This window comes from Lysobacter rhizosphaerae (assembly GCF_054779795.1).
Genome location: NZ_BAAGXO010000007.1, coordinates 37,626 through 58,409 on the forward strand (window position 1 = coordinate 37,626; position 20,784 = coordinate 58,409).

A 20,784-nucleotide genomic window follows, 5' to 3' on the forward strand; every position below is an offset into this window, starting at 1 on the left:
GGCTGCGGTGTCTTGGGCAGCCCTGTCCCGCCGTCATGCGCGCCGTAGCGCACGCTGCGCGAACAGTGCGGCGATGGTCCCGAACACGGCGAACATCGGGATGCTGGTCAGCATCCACGCCACCTGCGGGTGCCGCGGTGGCGGCGCCGCCGACAACGGCACGACGATCGCGTTCATGACGAGGTACAGCAGCAGGCCATACGCAACGCCGTAGCGCCGTGGGTACCGAAGCAGCAACGTCAGGTGCGGCGCGACCATTGCGTAGGCGAGCACGAAGCAGCAGCCGATGAACCACTGCAGGCCGGCACCGAGCAGCGCGGTGGCGATCCCGCCATGGAAGGCGGCCTTGCCGAGCGCGCCCGCGGCGATGCCCTGGAGCAGGCGCGCCGGTGCCACGCCTTGCGGCGACCAGAACAGCAGGCAATAGATGAAGTCCGTGGCGGCGATGGCCAGGCCACCGCACAGGATCATCGGCCAGGCGATGGACGACACCTGGCCGAGGCCGGGATAGCGCGAAATCGAAGTGCTTGCCTGCATGGGATGTCTCCTTGAGCGGCAGCAGGAAGGGCAGTTTCTACCTGGCGCAGGCCATCGTGCCCGCGCGTGGCGGCCAGGACAGCACCAATTCCCCGTGGCTGGAAGGAGCCAATTCAGGCGACACCGGGGCGCTGGCCTGCCCCGCGCGCTGCGACGCGTTCTACGGTGCCGCGGCGGAAGCTTCCGGGGGGCTCGGCCATACCGTCTTCGCCAACAGTTCGTCGTTCCAGTCGAAGGCGATCGCGCCATCCTTCACGAACAGGCTGACGAAGTTCAGCACGTTGCGTGCATACATCTCGCTGGCATGCACCGCGCCCATGCTGGCGAGATTGAGCGGACCCGCAATGACGACGCCGTTGCTGTCGATGGTTTGTCCCGGGCGCGTCAGCTCGCAGTTGCCGCCGGTCTCGGCGGCGAGATCGACGATCACGCTGCCCGGCTTCATCCCGCCCACCATCGCCGCGGTCACGATCTTCGGCGCCGGACGCCCCGGCACGGCCGCCGTGCAGACGATCACGTCGACCGTCCTGAGGTGATCGGCGAGGCGCTGCTGCTGGAGCGCCTTTTCCTCTTCGGTCAACTGGCGGGCGTAACCGCCTTCGCCGGCCGCGCTGACGCCGAGGTCGAGGAACTTGCCACCCAGCGATTCGATCTGCTCGCGCGTTTCCGGCCTCACATCGAAGCCTTCCACCTGCGCGCCCAGGCGCTTGGCCGTGGCAACGGCCTGCAGGCCGGCGACACCGGCGCCGACGATCAGCACCTTCGACGGCCGGATCGTTCCCGCCGCGGTGGTCAGCATCGGAAAGAAGCGCGGCGCGAGTTGCGCGGCGATGAGGGTGGCCTTGTAGCCGGCCATGCCCGCCTGCGAGCTGAGGATGTCCATCGCCTGCGCCCGCGTGGTGCGGGGCAGGCGCTCGAGCGGGAAGGCCACCAGTTGGCGCGCGCCGATGGCGTCGCCACGTGCGGCATCCGCCTGCGGCGCCAGCGTTCCCACCAGGGCCGCGCCCTGCTTCAGTTGCGCCAGGGTCGAAGGGGGTGGCGGCTGCACGCAGAGCACGAGGTCGGCGTCGCCCAGCGCGGCGGGCACGTCATCGGCGACGCGCGCACCCGCGGCTACGTAGGTCTCATCGGTGAAACCGGCACCGAGGCCCGCGCCGCGCTGCACCTTCACCTGCGCACCTAGCGCGACGAGCTTCTTGCACGTTTCCGGCGTGGCGGCGACGCGGCGCTCGCCCTCCGCGGTTTCGCGCGCCACTGCAACGGTAATCCCCTGCACCGCTCCTGCCGTCATGCCGCGCTCCACGTTCGAGAATCGCCGGCATCGTAGCAAAGGCCGGTGAGTGCAGCCGCGCGGTGCCGGGATTCCAGCGCCGAAAAAGCGAATGGAGCGACATGTCGCTCCATTCGTGGTCCGCAGCCGATCTGGATGCGAGCGTTATGCCGCGCGCACGAGCCGGTCGCGCAGGTAACGCATGGCTTCGTCGGTCGGTGCGCGCTCCGCCCCCACCTGCAGGCGTCCGGCCTGGGCCAGCGACGCGAGTTCGGCAGCCGAAGCCACCAGTACGCGCAGGCCACGGCGGTTCACCAGCAGGAAGCGCCCGGTCATCGGGCTGATCCACGCGACCTTCACAGCCACGGCCTGGCCCGCCGGATCGAGCAGGCGCAGCCATTCGCCCGGCAACAGGCGACGCATGCGCGCGGCGGTCTCCGGATCGTGGTCGAGCGTGTCGGTGCCACCGGCCAGCCACAGCGAGGCGTCTTCCATCGCGCCTTCCTCGTCCGTCACCGGGGCGGGCACGGCTTGCAGGTTGCGCGGCGCATCCGGCAGGGCCAGCGCGCCGATCAGGCCGGCGAGACGCTGGGTGGCCGCGTCCTCGTCGAGGCCCGAACTCGCCAGGCAATGGGTGATGGCGTCCTGCAGCGACAGCAGGCGATCGGCGAGCCGGCGCCCGTCGCGGCCGGTACGCGCCAAGCGGTCCGCTTCGAGCAGGGAATCGCCCAAGGCAAGCGTTTCGGTGTATGCGGACGAGCCGGGACCATCGCGCAGCAACGTCTGCACCAGGTGGTGGCGCCAGGGTTGCGCCAGGAACTCGCCGACCGGACCCGTCACCGGTTCGTTGAACAGGTAAAGCACGGTGTTGTCGGCCTGGGCACGCGCCTCGTTGAGGCGTTCGCGGCCGAAGGTGGCCTTGGCCGCGCGCGCTTCCTGCAGTTCAACCCGGCGGCGATGCTGTTCGAGCAGTGTTTCGAGCTCGGCATGGGCCAGCGCGAACACTGCAAGGTCCTCCTGGTAATCGGCCACGATGCGCTGGGAGATGGCCGCGCAGCGCTCGATCAGTTCGCGATCCTGCGGCGTGGCAGCGGCGTTGCCCTCGCAGGCCTCGGTGATGGCGTCGAGAAGCTTGCGCGCCGGATGCTCGCGCTGCACGAACACGCCCTGGTCCGACATCGCGACCTTGACGTACGGCATCACCAGGCGGCCATAGAGGCGGCGCGCATGGTCGAGCAAGGCGTAGCTCTGGAACAGCGACTCGAACAGCATGCCGACGAGGTCGACGGCGTCGTCCTGGTCCGCGCTCATGCGGGTGTGGTCGGGATTGTGTCCGAGACGGCGCGCACCCTCGGCGAGTTGCCCACGGATCGCTGACGCCAGTTGTCCCGACTCGCCGCCCAGCGCGCGCACGAAGACGTCGGGCGATTCCGGCTGCAGCAACGACACCACGCTCGCGACTTCCTCGGTGCGCAACTCGCGGCGCGGCAGCTGGTCGCGTGCCGAAGCCTGTTCCGGCATCTGCTGGCGCCAGGCATGCAGCTCCGCACGCAACTGGGCGAACTGCGCGGCGATGGCGGGATCGACCACGCGCGGGCGGCGGATCTGCTGGACCAGTTCGTGTTCCTGGTCGCGACGCGCCACTTCGACGTTCGTCGGCGGCAGCGGGCGTGGACCCTGCGCGGGCCGGCCGTAGCCCGCCGTCGCCAGCAGGGCGTTGACGCGCGAATACAGATCGCCGAGCACGCGGGAGAGTTCCTGCTCGTAGGCACGGAACATCAGCGGCTGCAGGTCATTGGGCATCTGCGCGTCGCGGAAGGTTTCGATGAAGGCGCCGGCAAGGCGGCCGGCACCGATCGGATTCGAACCGGGCTGCATCTGCAGGTCGTCGGCCAGCTTGTCCAGCCGCGCACCCATCGTTTCCAGCGCGGGCGCGAACCGCGTTTCGATGGCATCGGCGAGCTGCTGGCCGGCAAGGTGATAAGCGAGCTGGTTTTCCGCCACCAGCGACAGCGGCAGGTCGCCGCGGTTGCGGATGCGCAGCGAGCGGAAGTCATCGAAGCCCTGCGCGATCTGCTGGCGATAGCGCATCACGAAGCCCGAGGATTGCTGGCGCAGCTTCACCAGCGCCTGCAGCTCGACGTGGCGGGTCGCGCCACCGCGTGCCGAGGAATCCTGGAGGGTGAACTCAACCGGCGAATACAGGCCGTTGGGCACGGCCCCGAGCAGTTCGACCGAAATGCGCTTGATCTCTTCGAGCACGCGCGCCGGATCGCTTCTCCCCGAAGCGCCCAGTGCGATCTTGGTCATGCCAGGAGGATAATCGGACATGTGAACCACCTTCCCCGGTTTTGCACTTACACGACGACACTTTGCGTCAGTTTTCCGCAGGATAGTGTCGGAATTTGTCAGTTTGCGCCCCAACCCTTCGATCTGTGACCCATGTCCCAAAACACCCCCGATGACGTGACACCCCACCTGGTCGCACTCGACACACGGCGCTCGGTCCCGGCCAAGCAGCTGGGCGACCCCGGCCCTGATGCGGCCACCCTGCTGCGCCTGCTGCAATCGGCGGTGCGCGTGCCCGACCACGGCAAGCGCACGCCCTGGCGCTTCCTCGCCATCCGTGGCGACGCCCGCCAGGTGCTGGGCGATCGCCTGGCCGCGCGCGGACAGCAACGCGACCCCGACGCGGGCGAAGCCGCTATTGAGAAGGACCGCATGCGGTTCGCGCACGCGCCGCTGGTGGTGACGGTGATCGCGCGACTCGGCCCCGACGAGAAGATTCCCGAACAGGAACGCCTGCTCAGTGCCGGCTGCGTCTGCTTCGCCTTGCTGCAGGCGGCGCAGGCTGCGGGCTTCGGCGCGCAGTGGCTGACCGGTTGGCCCGCCTACGATGCCGAAGTCGGACGCTGGTTCGGCCTGGCCGAGCACGAGCACATCGTCGGCTTCATCCACATCGGCACGCCGAGGCTGGAAGCACCGGAACGCGAGCGCCCCGATCCACGCGCACTGCTGAGCGAGTGGACGCCGTGAATACGATGGAAGCCGCGCCGCGTCCGCTCTATCTCGTCGATGCCAGCATGTACGTGTTTCGTGCGTGGCATTCGATGCCGAACGACTTCACCGACGCCGATGGCTGGCCGGCCAACGCGGTGCACGGCTTCGCGCGCTTCCTGCTGGAACTGCTCGACCGCACACGGCCGCAGCACATCGCCATCGCCTTCGACGAGGCGCTGGATTCCTGCTTCCGCAACGCGCTCTACCCGGCCTACAAGGCCAACCGCGATGCCGCGCCGGACGAACTCAAGCGCCAGTTCGCCCATTGCAAGGCCCTGTGCATCGCTCTTGGTTTTGCCGTGCTCGCGCACACCGATTACGAAGCCGACGACCTGATCGGCTCTGCCCTGGTGCGCCAGCGCGCGCACGGCTTCCGCAGCATCATCGTCTCCGCCGACAAGGACCTCTCGCAGTTGCTCGGCGACCACGACGAACAGTGGGACTACGCCCGCGACCAGCGCTGGGGCGCAAGCGGCGTGAAAGCGCGCCACGGCGTGCACGCGCACCAGATCGCCGACTACCTCGCATTGACCGGCGACGCGGTCGACAACATTCCCGGCGTGCCGAGCGTGGGCGCGAAGACCGCGGCGGTGCTGCTCGCCCACTTCGGCTCGCTCGACGAACTGCTGGCTCGCGTCGATGAAGTGCCGTACCTGCGCCTGCGCGGCGCCGCCGGGGTCGCGGCGAAGCTGCGCGAGCACCGTGAACAGGCGCTGCTGTGGCGCCGGCTCACCACCATTGCCCTGGACGCCCCGCTGGACGCGCCGCTCGACGACGGCCACTTCGCGCGCGGCACCGCCGATGCGCAGATGCTCGGCACGCTGTGTGAGGTCCTGCGCTTCGGCCCGATGACACGCCGTCGCCTGCACGAAGCGGCCGGGCTCGTTTACGCGGTGTCGTGATCGCGGCGCGCGGCGCGTGAATGCCACCCGGGCGCGGTAGCATCGGCACATGAGCCAAGAACACCACGAAGCCGAAGACCACCCGATCGAAACGCTGTACGACGGCCAATGGCTGCGGATGAAACGCCGCGGGCATTGGGAATATGCCGAGCGCAGCCATGGCAACGGCATGGCCGTCATCATCATCGCCGCCACGCCCGACGACCGGGTGCTTTTCGTCGAGCAGTACCGCGTGCCGTTGGGCAAGCGCACGATCGAGATGCCCGCCGGCCTCGTCGGCGACGACCACGCCCACGACACGCTCGAATCCGCCGCGCGCCGCGAACTGATCGAGGAAACCGGCTGGGAAGCCGCCAAGGTCGAAGTCCTGCTGGTCGGCCCGACCTCGTCGGGCATGAGCAACGAGCGCATCGCCTTCGTCCGCGCCACCCAGCTCACCCGGGTCGGCGAGGGTGGCGGCGTGGACGGCGAGGGCATCGTCGTGCACGAAGTCCAGCGCACCCGCGCGCCGGCGTGGCTGATGCAGAAGCAGCGAGAGGGTTACGAACTGGACCTCAAGCTCTGGGCCGGGCTGTGGATGCTCGAACACGAGCCGGACGGCACGCCGCTGCGTTAAGACAGCAGCGATGCGTGTGCGGTCGCGGAGCATGGGACAATTACGTCCCCTACAGAGCGCCGCCCCATGTCCGTTCGCCGCCCGATCCTCGCAGCTTCCCTCACAGCCTCCCTCGCTCTCGCCCCCCTCGCCGCCCTTGCCCACCACGGCCAGGATTTCCTGATCGTCGAGAGCCCCTCGGTCACACATCCCGGCAACGTCTACTTCCTCGCCAACGCCGCAGCCGCGCTGGAGTCGGACGCGGAAGAGCAGGCTGGCTTCGAACCCGCGCTCCTGGTCGGCGTAGCCCCGCGTGTCGCGCTGGAACTGCATGCCCACACCGAAAAACTCGCCGGCGACAGCTGGAGTTACGAAGCCACCGCGCCATCGGTGCATGTCCTGTTTACCGATCCCGAACGCCACGACGGCCTCAAGGCCGGCCTCAGCGCCGAATACGAAATCGCCCGCGAGGCCGACGCTGCCAACCGCCTCGAAATGCGCCTGTCGCTGGAGCAGAGCGTCGATGCGTACAAGTGGGGCGGCAACCTCATCTACAGCCGCGAACAGGGCGGCGAAGACGAATTCGGCGTAGCGCTCGGCCTGCGTCGCGCCGTCGGCGCGCATGTTGCGCTCGGCGCGGAAGCGCAGGGCGCGTTCGACCACGCCGAGGGCCGCGAACTGCTCGGTGGCGTGTACTGGGAACCCAACGAAGCGGTCACGCTGAAATTCGGCCTCGGTGGCGTGCACGACGACGCGGGCGGCAACACGGGGCTCGCACGGTTCGGGCTCGTGGTGCGCCTGCGCGGCTGAAAAACCCGTCACACAACGGCGCAGGACGTCCGGTGCCGCCTCTTCACCGGCGGCCACGGACTCGACCTCAAGCTCCGGACCGGGCCGTGGATGCCGGAGCGCAATCCCGACGAATCACCAATTGACCGGTCCCGCACAGTCCAATGCGCGCATCCCGCCGCATCCGAAAGTTAAAATCCCGGGATTGATCAACTTGCCGATGGGCTCATGCATATCCTGGTTTGTGGCGGCGGCGGCTATGTAGGAGCCCATGCCGCCTACGCGCTTTCCACTACGGGCCACGAAGTCACCGTATTGGACAATTTCAGCACTGGCCACCGGCAAGCCATTCGCTGGGGCGGTCTCGTTGAAGCCGATCTCCTGCAGCCAGGATCCCTGGATGAGGCGTTTCGCAAGCCGGTGGATGCCGTCATGCACTTCTGCGCCCGCTCGCTGGTGGGCGAATCCGTCGCCGCGCCATACGACTATTACGACAACAACGTCACTGGCACGCTGAACCTCCTGCGCGCCATGCGGAAACACGGCGTGGACAAGCTCGTGTTTTCCTCCACCGCCGCGGTCTTCGGCAATCCCGTCCACGATGTCATCGACGAGGAACACCCCAAGGCCCCCATCAATCCGTACGGCGCCAGCAAGCTCATGGTCGAACGCATGCTTGCCGATGCGGCGATTGCCCATGGACTCCGGTCCGTTGCCTTGCGCTACTTCAACGCGGCCGGAGCAGCCAACGATGCGGGCATCGGCGAGTCCCATTCGCCCGAGACCCATCTCATCCCGAATGTGTTGCGGTCGGCGCTGGGAACCGGTCCCGCGCTCAAGATATTCGGCAATGACTACCCCACCCGGGATGGCACCTGCATTCGCGATTACGTCCATGTCCTCGACCTGGCGGATGCGCACCTGCGCGCGCTGGACTACATGGGCACGCACGAAGGCGCGCACGCCTTCAATCTCGGCAATGGCACCGGATTCAGCGTGATGGAAGTCATACACGCGGCACGCGAGGTGACCGGCCGGGAGATTCCGTTCGAACAGGCCCCGCGCCGCGCGGGCGACCCCCCGGTGCTGGTGGCCTCCAGCGCCTCCGCCCATGACGTCCTGGGCTGGCAACCACGCTTCCCGCAGATCGACCAGATCATCCGGACGGCATGGAACTGGCATTCGGCACCGGCATACTGAACCGCATGAATCCCGAGCAGTTCCGCCTGCTGGTGCCCGCCACGGTCGAAAACTTCGACGAGTCGGGCTATCTCGCAGCCAATCCCGACATCGCCGAAGCCGTCAAGGCGGGTACCGTCTCCTCGGCACGCGCCCATTTCGACGCGTTCAACGCGACCGAATCGCGGTCGCTACGCGTCCCGCTGCCGATCGAGTGGAAGCACCGCAAACTGCATCGCGTGCGCCCATTGCTGGGACCGGACATCCCGCACCGCGAGACGCTGCAGTCGATCGATTGCCTGACGGACGCGCTGCGCGAGGAATTCAGCGTGATTCCCACCGACAACGTCAGCGCCCACGAATACGATCCACCGACGCTGGCATTGCTCGAACGGCACGCGGATGGCCTGGTGCTCGACTGTGGCGCCGGGCAGCGCAACACGTACTACGCGAACGTCGTCAACTACGAGATCGTCGCCTACGACAGCACCGACGTGCTCGGCGTCGCCGAGCGCCTGCCATTCAAGGACGCGAGTTTCGACGCCGTGGTCTGCATGAATGTCCTGGAACACGTGAAGGACCCCTTCCAGGTGGCCCGCGAACTAATGCGCGTGCTCAAGCCGGGCGGCGAGCTGCTGTGCGTGGCGCCGCTGCTGCAGCCGCTGCACGGCTACCCGCACCACTACTTCAACATGACCCACCAGGGCCTGTTGTCGCTGTTCGAGCCGATGACCGACAAGCGGACCGAAGTGTACGGCGCCATGCACCCGATCTGGGCCCTCAACTGGATCCTGGCGAGCTACCACGCAGGACTGCCGCAGGAGCAGCGCGGGCAGTTTGCCGCCATGACGGTTGCCCAGCTGCTGGCGTCCCCATCGTCGCTCGAACTGGAAACCATCGCCACGGCGCTCTCCGAGGCCGCGCGCACTGAACTGGCATCGGCGCACGCCCTGTCGGCCCGCAAACCCCACTGAAGGCGTCGCCGACGCCGCACCTGGAAACAACTGCAAGATGAAGCTTCCCCATTTCCTGAGCAGCTACCTCAAGCAAAGCAAGGAACTGCTCGAAACCCACGACGAATCGCGTGCCATGTCGCTGGCCGTCGGTGGCGATTACGAAGCGGTCGGCGCACTCGAATTCTGCCTGCTCAAGCAGCAGGGCCTGCAGCCGCAGCACACGGTGATCGATGCAGGCTGCGGCAGTGGCCGACTGGCGACCCAGCTCAAGGACTACCTGACCGGCACCTACGTCGGCCTGGACGTCGTGCCGGAACTGTTCCGCTATGCCCAGCAGGCCTGCGGACGCAGCGACTGGAAGTTCTACCAGGCCCCCGGCACCACCATTCCGGAACGCGATGCCAGCGCGGACTTCGTCACGTTCTTCTCGGTGTTCACCCACCTTCAGCACGAGGAGACCTATCGCTACCTGGCGGAAGCCAAGCGCGTGCTCAAGCCCGGCGGAAAGATCGTGTTCTCTTTCCTCGAGTTCCGCATTCCTTCGCACTGGTTCATCTTCGAGCACTCGGTGAAGGACACGCGGCCCGACAAGGTCCTGAACCAGTTCATCGACCGCGACATGATCCGCGAATTCGCCAGCCATCTCGGACTGGAGATCGAGGAGATCCACGACGGGCACATCCCGCATATCGCACTGGACCGCACCGTGCGCTGGGACTCCGGTCAGGAGATGCACGGAATGGGCAACCTGGGGCAGTCGGTGTGTGTGCTCACGAATGGGCGGGGAGCCGAAGCTGCGCAGGCGGGTTGACCAAGCGAATTTCGCCTCCGCCAAGATCGCCTGGGTCTACTGGGCGATCTTCGGAAAATATGGCGGACTCCAACGTGGAATAGCCTTTTCCGATCAACAACGCTACTGGCTGTAGCCTTTCGGGTTCATCTGCTGCCAGCGCCACGTGTCCGCGCACATTTCAGCTACCGAACGGGTGGCCGACCATCCAAGCAAATCGCGAGCCTTTGATACATCGGCCCAGCACTTGGCAACGTCACCAGGACGCCGACCTTCGACCACGTAGGGCACTGTCTGGCCAGATACGAGCTCGAACTGACGCAACATCCCGAGCACCGAAGTCCCCTTGCCCGTTCCCAGGTTGACGGTGATCAAATGGCTGTTGTTCTCAACGTAGCGCAACGCCGCTAAATGCCCTTCGACCAAGTCCAACACGTGCACGAAATCGCGCACGCCAGTTCCATCCGACGTCTCATAGTCATTGCCGAAGACGCTTAGACGCGCGCGGCGTCCCACCGCGACCTGCGCTATGTAGGGCACAAGATTGTTCGGCGTCCCTCTCGGATCCTCTCCAATGAGGCCGCTGGCGTGAGCCCCGACCGGATTGAAATACCGCAAGCAGGCAATACCCCACCCCGGCTGGGAGGCATGCAGGTCAGTCAGTATTTCTTCGACAAACCGCTTGCTACGGCCGTACGGGTTCGAAGCCCAAAGATCCCCAGTCTCGTCCACGGGCATCGAGTTGGATTCCGAGTAGACAGTGGCGGAAGAGGAGAAAATGAGGGTGTTGATGCCAACAGCCTTCATCGCCGCAACTAGCGAAATCGTGCCGGAAACATTGTTGTCGTAGTAGGCGATCGGGTCTTGAACCGACTCCCCTACCGCCTTGCTTCCCGCGAAATGCATGACTGCAGAAATGCGATGCTCGCGCAGTATGAGCTCCATACCGGCTGTATCGCGGACATCCATTTCGAAGTAGGGGACCGCGCGTCCACCCAAGGACTCTATGCGTGTCAGCGCCGACCTGGACGCGTTGGACAGATTGTCAACGATTACCGGTTCGTAACCTGCTTCGCACAGAGCGACAACGGCATGGGACCCGATATAACCCAGGCCACCAGTAACGAGAACAGCACGGCTCATACCCCACTTCCATCCTCGTGACGAATGTCGAACCTTCCGCTTTCAGCCAATTTCATCACCCGGTCACTACGATCCAGTTCGATGCGTCGAAGCAGCTCCTGGACGACACGATCCATCGGCACGCCCGCGCCGACCCCCTTCAGGACATCGACGACTCCGGCCAAGCGCACTGACCCAGAGGCATCGTCGAAGTTCTCGCTTGATCCCCCGAGGCCGTGAACGAGACCATTTGCTTCGAGAAACCGACCATATGTATCGTACTTTCGGGAAAAATTGGCGTTGAAATAGGAGAAATCCGTGCGGTCATAGATGTCCTGCGCACTACTGCGCCCATCGAAGTCCTTGAGGAACTCAAAGGGAAGACCGAGAAACTCGCACAGCTCACGCGTACGGGAGTCGCTCACCAGGTTGAGCGCCGGAACCCCCGCCTGAAGAGCGGCCATGTTTCCGTGAAAGCGTGAACCGACCACGAAGTCCATGCGACGCATGTGGTCAAACCAGGACTCAAGGTCGAAGAACCAGCGGACATGCGCCTGCATCCACGCTTCGCATTCCTCTACGCTGTGATCAGGGCTCTTGAAATATTGGAAGAAGTAGCGGCGTCGCTCGAGATCTTCCTCGTCGAAGAGCAATGCAGTCTCGCTTTGCGCAACATAGTCGTACCCATGCTCCACTCCAAAACCGAGGAGATGCGATATGGCATCGCGGTAGTACCCAAGCGGGGTGCAGTGAATCGCGACGCGGGGATCCCGGCCCTCCAATGGGCGCTTCTGGACCCGAAACGCACGATCGCACTGGTAGAACATCGAGGGACAACCAACGACCTCGACATTCTTGATTCCGAGCTTGCCTAGAACCTCAGCAGTGAAGTACCCCCGCACCCCGATTGATTCGCTCCTGTCAGAAAGCAGCGAGAGGAACCGCATCGTTCCCGGAGTTACATCGACGTCATGCGAGTACGAGGGCGCCTGTGCGCCCGCGCCGACCATTACGACACGCTTGGCAGGGCCATTCTCGATTGCCTCGGCGAGCCAGCCCAGATCAGTTGCAGGACTGATGAAGTTCGACATCGACAATACGAGCGTCTCAGCGTCTGCCGGAAGATATTCCAGATCAGTCACGCTGTCGTAACTCCGGAGCTGCCGGGCAAGCGCAGCCTCGAAGAAATAGTTCCCTGTGTTGTGCACCGAGATTTTCAGGCGCTCGCGTGCCGACAGACCGGAATGATCCGAACCTGGAACTGTCTGTAGGAAGTAGGTAGTCATCGGGTCACCAGCTGACTCATGCAGCCTTAGCCTCCGCCATCATCTCGATCAACTCAAACTCGCCGACACCGGCATTGCACCCGCCCAGCATTCCTGCAATCTGAGACAGGCGTTCGAATCCACGGCGCCGCTCTGACACGCCAAACTCCCGGTAGTGATCGAGCGCGCTTTTCACAGTGCCTGCATCGAACGCGCGTGCGACATCTTCGTTCAAGGCAAGATAGGACCGCTCGTCTTCGCCCAGCATCTCGCCAATCCGCGCCATGTCGACGGCACTGCCGGATGCAATCTCGAGTGCGGTCATGAAGACTTGGGCCATAGGACGGACGCTGCGGGACATCCTTGCCGTCGACAAGGTATTCAGCAGGGACGCATAGAGTTCACGATGCTGTGCGGCGTTGGTGACCGCCAGAATTTCGTTCGCGACTTCAAAAAAGCGAGCGCCTAGCGCCGGGGTGCTGGTGACGTAGCTGTTCAGCCCCATCATGGCGCGCTCCGCACGACCCAGTGCACCCTCCAACTTGATCCCCGCCAATGCGGCATCCGCGCCAAGTCCAATTTGGACCTGCACTCTTGAGATGACCGGAACAAGCTCGTCCAGCTCCGCGGACATGCCCGAAGCTCCGAGATCCTCGACGAAGGCCGTCGCCATGCGCACGCAACCCTCTGCCTGTGCCAGCTTGATCAAGGTTGGCAGGAGCTCCTGACGGGGCTTATGCGGATTGGCCAGAACCTGATGCCTGAGCTCTGCAGTCTTCTGCTGGGAATAGAGCCACCACTGACGGTTATGGATATCTACCTGCAGCTTCTTGCCAAGAGTCAGCGAGTGAAGGTCATTGGTCGCGCGCGAATCGTTCGAGAGGTCCGTGGAGTCAAAGCAACGCCGAAAATTCTTCTGCATGCTTGTCTTCGACAGCATGCTGGGCCGCCCTACTTCATACAAATAGAGGGGCCTGGGAACAATCTGAAGCGACTTGCCCGCCTGCACCATGCGCAGGAACAACTCATAGTCCTCATGACCGACGCCCTTGAGCTCCGTATATCCCCCGACGTCGCGCAGGGCTGCAGTACGTATCAGCGCAGTCGCGGCACCAAGGCAGTTTTGCGTCGCCGCCACAGACAAGGGCCCGCCGCTAGGCACGTACGAAACTTTGAGGCCGCTTCGATCCCGGGTGGCGGTCATTTTTGCGCGACGACTTTCCGGCATGAATACATTCATGCAGTTGACGACATCGGCACCAGTCGCCAGCGCTGCACCAACCAATGTTTCGATCAGCTCCGGGAACGCATAGTCATCATCATCGAGGAAGCAGATGTACTCCGCGTCAGTCGCCGCCAGCGCCGTGTTGCGCGCCGCGCCCAGATACCCGTTCGTCCTCCGAATGAGGCGCCCTCCCATCCGGGAGAGAAAAACTTCTACCTGCGCCAACGCTTCCAGCGTTTCCGGCTTGGAAGATCCATCGTCGACGACGAGGATCTCCATATTCTTGTAGGTTTGTCGGGCAGCCGAAATGATCGCATCCACGACCTTGTCAGCGCGCTCAAAATGAGTGATTGCAAAAGCCACCTTCGGCTTCGCACCCTGGCTCGAACTGGGAGCCGTGGCGCCATGGCTAACATGGAAATCAATCCATGCTTCCTCGATCTGCTTCAACGTCTCTCCTGCGAGAGGCGCCTGCAGCTCACCCGTTTGCACTGCCCACACGATCTTTTCTGCCAGCGCATCCGCTGTTATCTCGCACAACCCCGCATAGCCCGGCTCCACGAGCTCAGGACCACCGCCTCCGTTCGAGGCGATCAAGGGAACACCGATGACAACGGCTTCGAGGACCGTATACGGACTGTTCTCATATGGGGAGGGAACGACCGCTACGGGAGCACCAAGCGACCTGATGTACTGGGCTGCACCTGAGCGATCCAGCCCGGTGCGGGTGCGATAGTTGAACGTCCAGCGTTTGCAGCGATCCACCAGATAGACGCCAGAGGGCTGGCCATCCACTGCACCCATCTTCCCCATGAAGGAAACGGTTACGTTTTTCCCGGCAAGCACATCGTTTGCAATGTCCAGCGCATCGCAGAATGTAGCAAACCCCTTGCGATCCTCGTGGCGAGCAAACAGTACAAGATCCGTAACTTGATCCGCTTTGCGAACGGGCACCGGGCCGAGTCGACCACCCTCGCGCACAATCTCAGTGCACACGTTCTTGATTACGTGGACCCTATCGGGTGCAGGCAATTCGAAGCCGTTCTGATTGAGCCAGTCGACAAGATAGGCGCTCGGGCTAACCACATGATCGGCATTGCGTATGGCCCCGCGCTCCAGGTGGTCGATAACCAGCTGATCTTCATGGCAGAAGAAGGCGGAATTTGCGTCCATTGTCCAACGCGTCGGGCCGTGCAACTGCACGACCAGGGTCGAGTCGGCAAAGGAAAGACCCTGCTTCTTCGCACTCGTTGCGAAGAAGCCCAACCCTTTGTAGTCGTGAAAATGTACGTAGTCGTAAGCGGGGCACTCCTCAAGGTGCCTACAGATCGCATAGGAGCGCTTCTCGTAAGAAGGCGACCCATCGACATACTTGCTCTCGTCCAGAATCACGAACTTGATCGACTTGGCGCTGAAGCGCGCCTGGATCTGCTCAATTTCGGCACTCGGAAGTGGCGCAACCGGACAATAGAGGACGTCGACCAGCGCCCCCTTTGACGCCAGGAGCACGGCCAGCTCGAAGAAGGCCGCTCCAATGCCACCGGAACCTCCTACGCCCGACAGTTCTTCGGTGACCAGACAGACCGACAGTCCCGACTTCATCTCACTAGGCATCCCAGACATCTTCAACTCTCTTTGCTATTCAATTTCAATCGGTTCAAAAGGCAGAATTGGCGCTTCTCGCACACTGGACGAAGCCTCGCCAAACCCATTTGTCAATCCGCATCGATCACGGCTGCAACTGCCACTGGCAATGTCGACCCGAGTCGGTTGTCTGCGCGGCCGACATAGACCTTCAGATCAGCCAACAGATCCTCGCTCGAGCGATCGCCAGAACGCGGCAATGAAACGCGGAACCCGAAGCTGCCAACTCGCTTCGCCAAATGGAGACGCACGTCAACACGATCGACCCGCTCTGGCGCGCATATCGCGCGTCCTTCCTGGGTTTCCACACAGACAGCGCCTATCTCCTTACCCTCCTCGTCGATAGCCCAACCCTCCAGCTGGATCTCGGTTCCGGTGATGCGAATCCGCTCCACCAACCCGGTTGAGTTTCCGAACAGCAGCGGATCATCCCGCAGCGCGCCGCGTCTCACCTCTTCACCAGCGACCGCGACCATGGTCCGGTATGCCTCGATACCATCATTGATATCGCCGAAGAACCGCATGCGACCGCGATCCAGTACCAGCGCCTTGTTGCACATCGAACGGAGCAGGGTCGTGCTGTGGCTGGCGAGGACGACGATGCGGCTGCCGTGGAACCGGCTCAGCATCCGTTCCTTCGCACGCGCAATGAAGGCCTCGTCGCCCGCCCCGAGCCATTCGTCCATTAGCAGGATGTCGGGCTGCACGGACGTGGAGATCGCGAAACCCAGCCGCATGCGCTGGCCTGCAGAGAGGGTGTAGAGACGATGGTTCGCCCGGTCGGCGAGGCCCGCGAACTCGAGGATGCTCTCAACTGCCGCATCCACCTGGCGGTAGCGCAGGCCCATTGCGGTGCCGCGCAGGACGATGTTCTCCACGAGCGTGGCGTATTCGTTGAACCCCAGCGTGGTGCTGAGCAGCGACTGCACGCTGCCCTGGGTGTCGACGCTTCCGCGCGTGGGCGGGAGGGCGCCGTTTAGCACGCGCAGCAAGGTGGTCTTGCCCGCGCCGTTGAGGCCCATGATGCCGATGCGATCGCCCTCGCTGGCAAGGAAATCCACGCCGTTGAGGACGGTGCTGAAGCGGCGCTTGGCGGAGGCGAACGTCGCCAGCAACCCATGCGAGGCGGTGCCGGCGCCGCCCTGGGATTCATAGGGGAGTTCCAGCGAAAGACCGCTGACCTTGATGGATGTCGTCATGTCTTTCTCAAATCCAGACCGGAACGCGTCGCGCGAAGCTTCGATAGGCCGTCACTGCCAGTACCAGCCCTACCAGCGTCATGTTCGCCACGTAGTAGTAGGTGACCGGCTCGATCGTTTCCGCCGTCAGCGGCGCCCGGATCAGCGCTATCAGGTGATGTAGGGGGTTTGCGCGCATGAGCACGCCCTGCATGGTGTCGGCGGGCGCCGACGTCGGATACCAGACGATCGGAGTCACCAGGAACAGGAACAACATCGCGCTGCCCACGATCTCGCCGAAGTCCGGGAAGCGGGCGCCCAGCAGCCCGAACGACACCGAGAACAGGAACAGGATGACCAGCACCACCGCCAGTCCGGCGAACGAGCCGGGAATCCCGGAAGGGTCGAAATCCGGCGACAGCATCATCGCCACGGCCAGAACCGGCATGGCCAGCACGAAATAGATCGTGGCCCGCGCGACCACGCCGAGCAGGTAGTCGGTCAGGCGCATGTGCCCGTCGTTGATGTACGACTGGTACTGCGAGAACACCGTAGTGGAGTCAGTCATGACGCTGGTGATCAACCGGAACGCGATGAAGCCGATGCCCACGTGCGCCATGAACGGTCGCACGCTCACCGGATTGATCATTCCCACGAACCAGCCAATGCCCCAGATGTAGACGATCGGCGGCACGAGGACCCACAACAGTCCCAGCGCCGTCTTGCGGTATTTGGTGATCACACCCAGCCAGGCGGAATACAACCAGTGGTCTGGGCGGCGAAAACTTGTCGCCAGATCTCCGAACAAGGAACTCATTTCGTTCACTATCCTTTTTTAGATGACTGGTACGCCAACCCGCGCAAACGCGCCATTCGGAGCTGCCCTTGGCGGGAAAGCCAATCCGAAATCGGCGCCATCAAGCGTCAGGTTGGGGTTGTAAGCCGGGTCCTGGAGCAGCAGCCGATCCCAGCGCTGCTTCATGGTGCTCGCTTCCTTGTCGAACCTCATGCGCTTCTCGGGCGTATCTTCGGAACCACGACTTGCGGATTCGTGGTGATAGAGCTCCGCAAACGGCGTCCAGACATTGAAGTACCCGGCGACGGATACCCGAATGCAGAAGTCGACGTCGTTGAAGGCAACGGCCAGCCCTTCATCGAACCCGGAAACCTGCTCGAAGACCTGGCGGCGGACCACCATGCAGGCACCGGTTACGGCAGTGTAGTTCTGGGTGACCCCTGCGCGCCCAATATAACCACCGGTGCCCCTGGGTTGCCGCACGTGCACGTGCCCTGCCACGCCACCGATGCCCAGGACCACGCCCGCATGCTGCACCGTGCCATCAGGGTAATAGAGCATGCAACCCACTACGCCGACGTCTTTGCGGATGGCGTGACCCACCAGTTCGTCAAGCCACTCCGGCGTGATGACTTCGATGTCGTTGTTGAGGATGCAGAAGACTTCGCCTTCCGCATGGCGCGCTGCGTGATTGATGATCGCCGAGAAATTGAAGGGCGCTGGATAGCGCAGGACCGAAATCCACTCGTGTTTCTCGAGCTCGGCAAGGTAGGCCAACGCCTCCACTTCCTCGGAGCCGTTGTCCACCACGATCACCCGATAATTCCCGTAGGTGGTCTTTTGCAGGATGCTGTCGACACAAGTGGCCAGCAAATCCTTCCTGTCCCGCGAAGGAATGATGATGGCCACCCGGGGGATCGCGTCGCCCAGCTCCCGGCGCGCCCGGTAATACCCGGCAGGCGTGACTTCGACGCGGCCCTTTATGCCAATCCGCGCCATGTGGGACTCGACGGCACGCCGTCCGGTCTCCAGCGCATAGGATTTCTGGGAGACGCCCGCAGCCGTGGATCCCTCGACCTGGCGCCAGTGATAGAGCACCTTGGGGATGTGAACCACTTCGGACGGAAGCAGCCTTTCGGTACAGCGCAGGAGCAGATCGTGATCCTGTGCCCCTTCGAATCCAGGCCTCAGCCCGCCGTGGCTGGAGACCAGCGCCGCATCCAGGACCGCCAGGTGACAGATGTAGTTCTGGGACCGCAGCAGTTCCGGATTCCATGCTGGCTTGAAATTCGGGTCGAAGCGCTTTCCGTCTTCGTCGATCTTGTCCTCGTCCGAATAGAACAACCTGCCCTGGGGGTTGTGCTCGATCGCCCGCGCCACCTCGAACAGGGCATCCGGAGTGAGCTCGTCGTCGTGATCCAGGAACGCGACAAAATCCCCGGTGGCCAGTGCCAGGGCGTCGTTGCTCGTTTCGCTGATATGCCCGCGATTCTCGCGAAGGTGCAACACGATGCGCGAGTCCTGCCGGGCATATTCCGCGAGGAGCTTCCTGACGGATGAAGGCGACGCATCATCTGCAATGCATAGCTGCCAATTGGAATAGGTCTGGGCAATGACGCTGTCTATGCACTTGCGCAGCAAAGGAAGCGGCGTGTGGTACGTCGGCAGGATCACCGATATCAGTGGTCGCCTGGCGAGCGGGGCGACCTCTTTCTTCCGCCGCTGCTTCTGCAGGGTGTTGTCGAACAACGCCACCCATCGCGTATAGCCGCGTATGTCTTCGCGAGAGGCATCGACATAATGGCGCACAAGCAGTTGTGCCCCCTCCGTCATCCTGCCCAGCACCAGCAGTCGCAGGAAACCCCAGAGCGCAGCCAGCGCGGAATCGAAAAAGAGCTGCTTCCTGGCGCGTTGAATGCCGGCCAGCATCAGGAAGAATGCGCGCGGGCGGGATATGTTCCGGATCGTCAGCCGGTCGATGGTGAATCGAGCCGGCCGGATGGTTGGGTCGAAGCGCAGCCTGTGGACCGGGCGCGAGATGGCAACGACGGTTTCAATCCACCCCTTGCCGTCCGGCTCCGGCAGCGGAATCTTCTGTGCCTCGTACATCCCCGCGCCGAAATCGGGATACAGGCAAGGCGAGGTGATGCTTCCTTCGGCAAGCGCCACCCGGAGCCGGATCCGATACCAGCCAGGAGATATCCGCAGCGGCGCGCCTTCGACGAACAGCTCGAATTGCGGGTCGTCCCCCTCGGATTCGTACTTCAGTTGCCCTGCGGCTTCGTAGACTGTGATCTGGTGCGTGGGCTCCAGATCAATCCTTCCCCTTGTGAACCGCATCGACCCCGTCCTTACGACAAATCCGTGCCCTCGGCGCTTGCACACCGGGCAAATGACGTGCACCCCCTACCGCGGGGGGCCATCCCCTTAACGGAAAATTATCGCAGGATAGGGGCTCGGGCTTTTGCCGAATCAGCTGTTTCGGAAGTGTGATTCAGACATCTTGATTCAGGCGAACTGTTCTGTCGCCGCCACCAGCGCATCGATGTTCTCCGCCTCGAAGGCGGAGTGGCCGGACGCCGGAGTGATCACCAGTTCGCCCTTCGGCCAGGCCTTGTGCAGCTCCCACGCGTTCTGCACCGGGCAGACCACGTCGTAGCGGCCGTGCACGATCACGCCGGGAATGTCCTTGATCCTGCCGGCATCGCGCAGCAATTGGTCTTCGACCTCGAAGAAGCCACCGTTGACGAAGTAATGGTTCTCGATGCGCGCGAAGGCCAGCGCGAACGCGGCATCCTCGTGCCCGGAAACGAAATCCTGGTCGACGTGCAGGAAGCTGGTCGCGCCCTCCCATACGCTCCATGCGCGTGCGGCAGCCAGGCGCGTGGCTTCGTCGTCCGAGGTCAGGCGGCGATGGAAGGATGAGATCAGGTCGTGGCGTTCGACCGGCGGGATCGCGCTGATGTAGTGCTCCCACGCGTCCGGGAACAGGCGCGAGGCGCCTTCCTGGTAGAACCATTCCAGCTCCCAGCGACGCAGCATGAAGATGCCGCGCAGCACGAGTTCGCTGACCCGCTGCGGATGTGTTTCCGCATAGGCGAGCGCCAGGGTGGAACCCCACGAGCCGCCGAACACCTGCCAGCGTTCGATGCCGAGCTGGCTGCGCAGCTTCTCGATGTCCGCGACGAGGTCCCAGGTGGTGTTGTCGACGAGATCCGCGTGCGGCGTGGAGCGTCCGCTGCCGCGCTGGTCGAACAGGACGATGCGGTACTTCGCCGGATCGTGGAAACGCCGCATCTTGTCGCTGCAGCCCGCGCCGGGCCCGCCGTGCAGCATCACCACCGGCTTGCCGTTTGGATTGCCGCACTGTTCGTAGTAGAGCGTGTGTCGATCGTCGACCTTGAGGGTGCCAGTGTCGTAGGGCTGGATCTCGGGAAAGAGAGTGCGCATCGCTGGCATCCGTTCGGCTAACGGGG

The 20,784-nt window shown here is 63.7% G+C and carries 17 protein-coding genes; 7 read left to right on the forward strand and 10 right to left on the reverse strand.

Translation table 11 applies throughout. The features are described 5' to 3' along the window. Positions 1 to 33 precede the first annotated feature (33 nt). The 3 genes from ACYVGE_RS09335 to ACYVGE_RS09345 form a co-directional block, all read right to left on the reverse strand. Entirely contained in the window at positions 34 to 537 is a 504-nt protein-coding gene (locus tag ACYVGE_RS09335; RefSeq protein ID WP_460729246.1) for a hypothetical protein, read from the reverse strand. A 160-nt stretch (positions 538 to 697) separates the two neighbouring features. Next, positions 698 to 1,828 (reverse strand): NAD(P) transhydrogenase subunit alpha, encoded by a 1,131-nt coding sequence (locus ACYVGE_RS09340; RefSeq protein WP_460729248.1) that lies wholly within the window; start codon positions 1,826 to 1,828, stop codon positions 698 to 700. 144 nt (positions 1,829 to 1,972) lie between these two features. After that, positions 1,973 to 4,138 (reverse strand): DUF1631 family protein, encoded by a 2,166-nt coding sequence (locus ACYVGE_RS09345; protein WP_460729250.1) that lies wholly within the window; start codon positions 4,136 to 4,138, stop codon positions 1,973 to 1,975. 111 nt (positions 4,139 to 4,249) lie between these two features. On the opposite strand from ACYVGE_RS09345, the gene ACYVGE_RS09350 reads away from it, so the two are divergent. The 7 genes from ACYVGE_RS09350 to ACYVGE_RS09380 all read left to right on the forward strand — a co-directional run bounded on the left by ACYVGE_RS09350 (position 4,250) and on the right by ACYVGE_RS09380 (position 10,099). After that, positions 4,250 to 4,843 carry a nitroreductase family protein gene (locus ACYVGE_RS09350; RefSeq protein ID WP_460729252.1) on the forward strand — a complete coding sequence of 198 codons (594 nt, stop codon included), beginning with the start codon at positions 4,250 to 4,252 and terminating at the stop codon, positions 4,841 to 4,843. Between the two features lie 5 nt (positions 4,844 to 4,848). Further along, positions 4,849 to 5,769 (forward strand): 5'-3' exonuclease, encoded by a 921-nt coding sequence (locus ACYVGE_RS09355; protein ID WP_460730552.1) that lies wholly within the window; start codon positions 4,849 to 4,851, stop codon positions 5,767 to 5,769. Between the two features lie 49 nt (positions 5,770 to 5,818). Next, positions 5,819 to 6,385, forward strand: coding sequence for an NUDIX hydrolase (locus tag ACYVGE_RS09360; RefSeq protein ID WP_460729254.1), 567 nt, complete (start codon positions 5,819 to 5,821; stop codon positions 6,383 to 6,385). Positions 6,386 to 6,451: 66 nt separating this feature from the next. After that, positions 6,452 to 7,174 (forward strand): hypothetical protein, encoded by a 723-nt coding sequence (locus ACYVGE_RS09365; protein ID WP_460729256.1) that lies wholly within the window; start codon positions 6,452 to 6,454, stop codon positions 7,172 to 7,174. 207 nt (positions 7,175 to 7,381) lie between these two features. Further along, positions 7,382 to 8,353 (forward strand): UDP-glucose 4-epimerase GalE, encoded by a 972-nt coding sequence (gene galE / locus ACYVGE_RS09370; protein ID WP_460729258.1) that lies wholly within the window; start codon positions 7,382 to 7,384, stop codon positions 8,351 to 8,353. Then, on the forward strand, positions 8,323 to 9,306 hold the full coding sequence (locus ACYVGE_RS09375; protein WP_460729260.1) for a class I SAM-dependent methyltransferase: 984 nt from the start codon (positions 8,323 to 8,325) through the stop codon (positions 9,304 to 9,306). The genes galE (ACYVGE_RS09370) and ACYVGE_RS09375 overlap by 31 nt, the downstream gene beginning before the upstream one ends. 37 nt (positions 9,307 to 9,343) lie before the next feature. Next, entirely contained in the window at positions 9,344 to 10,099 is a 756-nt protein-coding gene (locus tag ACYVGE_RS09380) for a class I SAM-dependent methyltransferase (protein WP_460729262.1), read from the forward strand. 102 nt (positions 10,100 to 10,201) lie between these two features. On the opposite strand, the gene galE (ACYVGE_RS09385) is transcribed toward ACYVGE_RS09380, so the two are convergent. The 7 genes from galE (ACYVGE_RS09385) to pip form a co-directional block, all read right to left on the reverse strand. Then, complete coding sequence (gene galE, locus ACYVGE_RS09385) at positions 10,202 to 11,221, reverse strand: UDP-glucose 4-epimerase GalE (protein WP_460729263.1); 1,020 nt, start codon at positions 11,219 to 11,221, stop codon at positions 10,202 to 10,204. Next, the gene (locus ACYVGE_RS09390) at positions 11,218 to 12,486 is read right to left on the reverse strand and encodes a polysaccharide pyruvyl transferase family protein (RefSeq protein WP_460729265.1); all 1,269 of its coding nucleotides are present in this window, start codon (positions 12,484 to 12,486) and stop codon (positions 11,218 to 11,220) included. Before ACYVGE_RS09390 ends, galE (ACYVGE_RS09385) begins: the two co-directional genes overlap by 4 nt. Before the next feature lie 16 nt (positions 12,487 to 12,502). Next, positions 12,503 to 15,292 carry a glycosyltransferase gene (locus ACYVGE_RS09395; RefSeq protein ID WP_460729266.1) on the reverse strand — a complete coding sequence of 930 codons (2,790 nt, stop codon included), beginning with the start codon at positions 15,290 to 15,292 and terminating at the stop codon, positions 12,503 to 12,505. 113 nt (positions 15,293 to 15,405) lie between these two features. Further along, entirely contained in the window at positions 15,406 to 16,533 is a 1,128-nt protein-coding gene (locus ACYVGE_RS09400; protein ID WP_460729268.1) for an ABC transporter ATP-binding protein, read from the reverse strand. 7 nt (positions 16,534 to 16,540) lie between these two features. Beyond that, on the reverse strand, positions 16,541 to 17,329 hold the full coding sequence (locus ACYVGE_RS09405) for an ABC transporter permease (protein WP_460729270.1): 789 nt from the start codon (positions 17,327 to 17,329) through the stop codon (positions 16,541 to 16,543). A gap of 18 nt (positions 17,330 to 17,347) precedes the next feature. Next, positions 17,348 to 19,648 (reverse strand): glycosyltransferase family 2 protein, encoded by a 2,301-nt coding sequence (locus ACYVGE_RS09410; RefSeq protein WP_460729272.1) that lies wholly within the window; start codon positions 19,646 to 19,648, stop codon positions 17,348 to 17,350. 168 nt (positions 19,649 to 19,816) lie between these two features. Continuing rightward, on the reverse strand, positions 19,817 to 20,758 hold the full coding sequence (pip, locus tag ACYVGE_RS09415; protein WP_460729274.1) for a prolyl aminopeptidase: 942 nt from the start codon (positions 20,756 to 20,758) through the stop codon (positions 19,817 to 19,819). Between the last annotated feature and the right edge of the window lie 26 nt (positions 20,759 to 20,784).

Coding starts and splice junctions, on each gene's coding strand:
- ACYVGE_RS09380 (WP_460729262.1), top strand. CDS start 9,344: ATGAAGCTTCCCCATTTCCTGAGCAGCTACCTCAAGCAAAGCAAGGAA.
- ACYVGE_RS09375 (WP_460729260.1), top strand. CDS start 8,323: ATGGAACTGGCATTCGGCACCGGCATACTGAACCGCATGAATCCCGAG.
- ACYVGE_RS09350 (WP_460729252.1), top strand. CDS start 4,250: ATGTCCCAAAACACCCCCGATGACGTGACACCCCACCTGGTCGCACTC.
- pip (WP_460729274.1), bottom strand. CDS start 20,758: ATGCGCACTCTCTTTCCCGAGATCCAGCCCTACGACACTGGCACCCTC.
- ACYVGE_RS09335 (WP_460729246.1), bottom strand. CDS start 537: ATGCAGGCAAGCACTTCGATTTCGCGCTATCCCGGCCTCGGCCAGGTG.
- ACYVGE_RS09400 (WP_460729268.1), bottom strand. CDS start 16,533: ATGACGACATCCATCAAGGTCAGCGGTCTTTCGCTGGAACTCCCCTAT.
- ACYVGE_RS09340 (WP_460729248.1), bottom strand. CDS start 1,828: ATGACGGCAGGAGCGGTGCAGGGGATTACCGTTGCAGTGGCGCGCGAA.
- ACYVGE_RS09355 (WP_460730552.1), top strand. CDS start 4,849: ATGGAAGCCGCGCCGCGTCCGCTCTATCTCGTCGATGCCAGCATGTAC.
- ACYVGE_RS09360 (WP_460729254.1), top strand. CDS start 5,819: ATGAGCCAAGAACACCACGAAGCCGAAGACCACCCGATCGAAACGCTG.
- galE (WP_460729263.1), bottom strand. CDS start 11,221: ATGAGCCGTGCTGTTCTCGTTACTGGTGGCCTGGGTTATATCGGGTCC.
- ACYVGE_RS09395 (WP_460729266.1), bottom strand. CDS start 15,292: ATGAAGTCGGGACTGTCGGTCTGTCTGGTCACCGAAGAACTGTCGGGC.
- ACYVGE_RS09390 (WP_460729265.1), bottom strand. CDS start 12,486: ATGACTACCTACTTCCTACAGACAGTTCCAGGTTCGGATCATTCCGGT.
- ACYVGE_RS09345 (WP_460729250.1), bottom strand. CDS start 4,138: ATGTCCGATTATCCTCCTGGCATGACCAAGATCGCACTGGGCGCTTCG.
- ACYVGE_RS09405 (WP_460729270.1), bottom strand. CDS start 17,329: ATGAGTTCCTTGTTCGGAGATCTGGCGACAAGTTTTCGCCGCCCAGAC.
- galE (WP_460729258.1), top strand. CDS start 7,382: ATGCATATCCTGGTTTGTGGCGGCGGCGGCTATGTAGGAGCCCATGCC.
- ACYVGE_RS09365 (WP_460729256.1), top strand. CDS start 6,452: ATGTCCGTTCGCCGCCCGATCCTCGCAGCTTCCCTCACAGCCTCCCTC.
- ACYVGE_RS09410 (WP_460729272.1), bottom strand. CDS start 19,648: ATGCGGTTCACAAGGGGAAGGATTGATCTGGAGCCCACGCACCAGATC.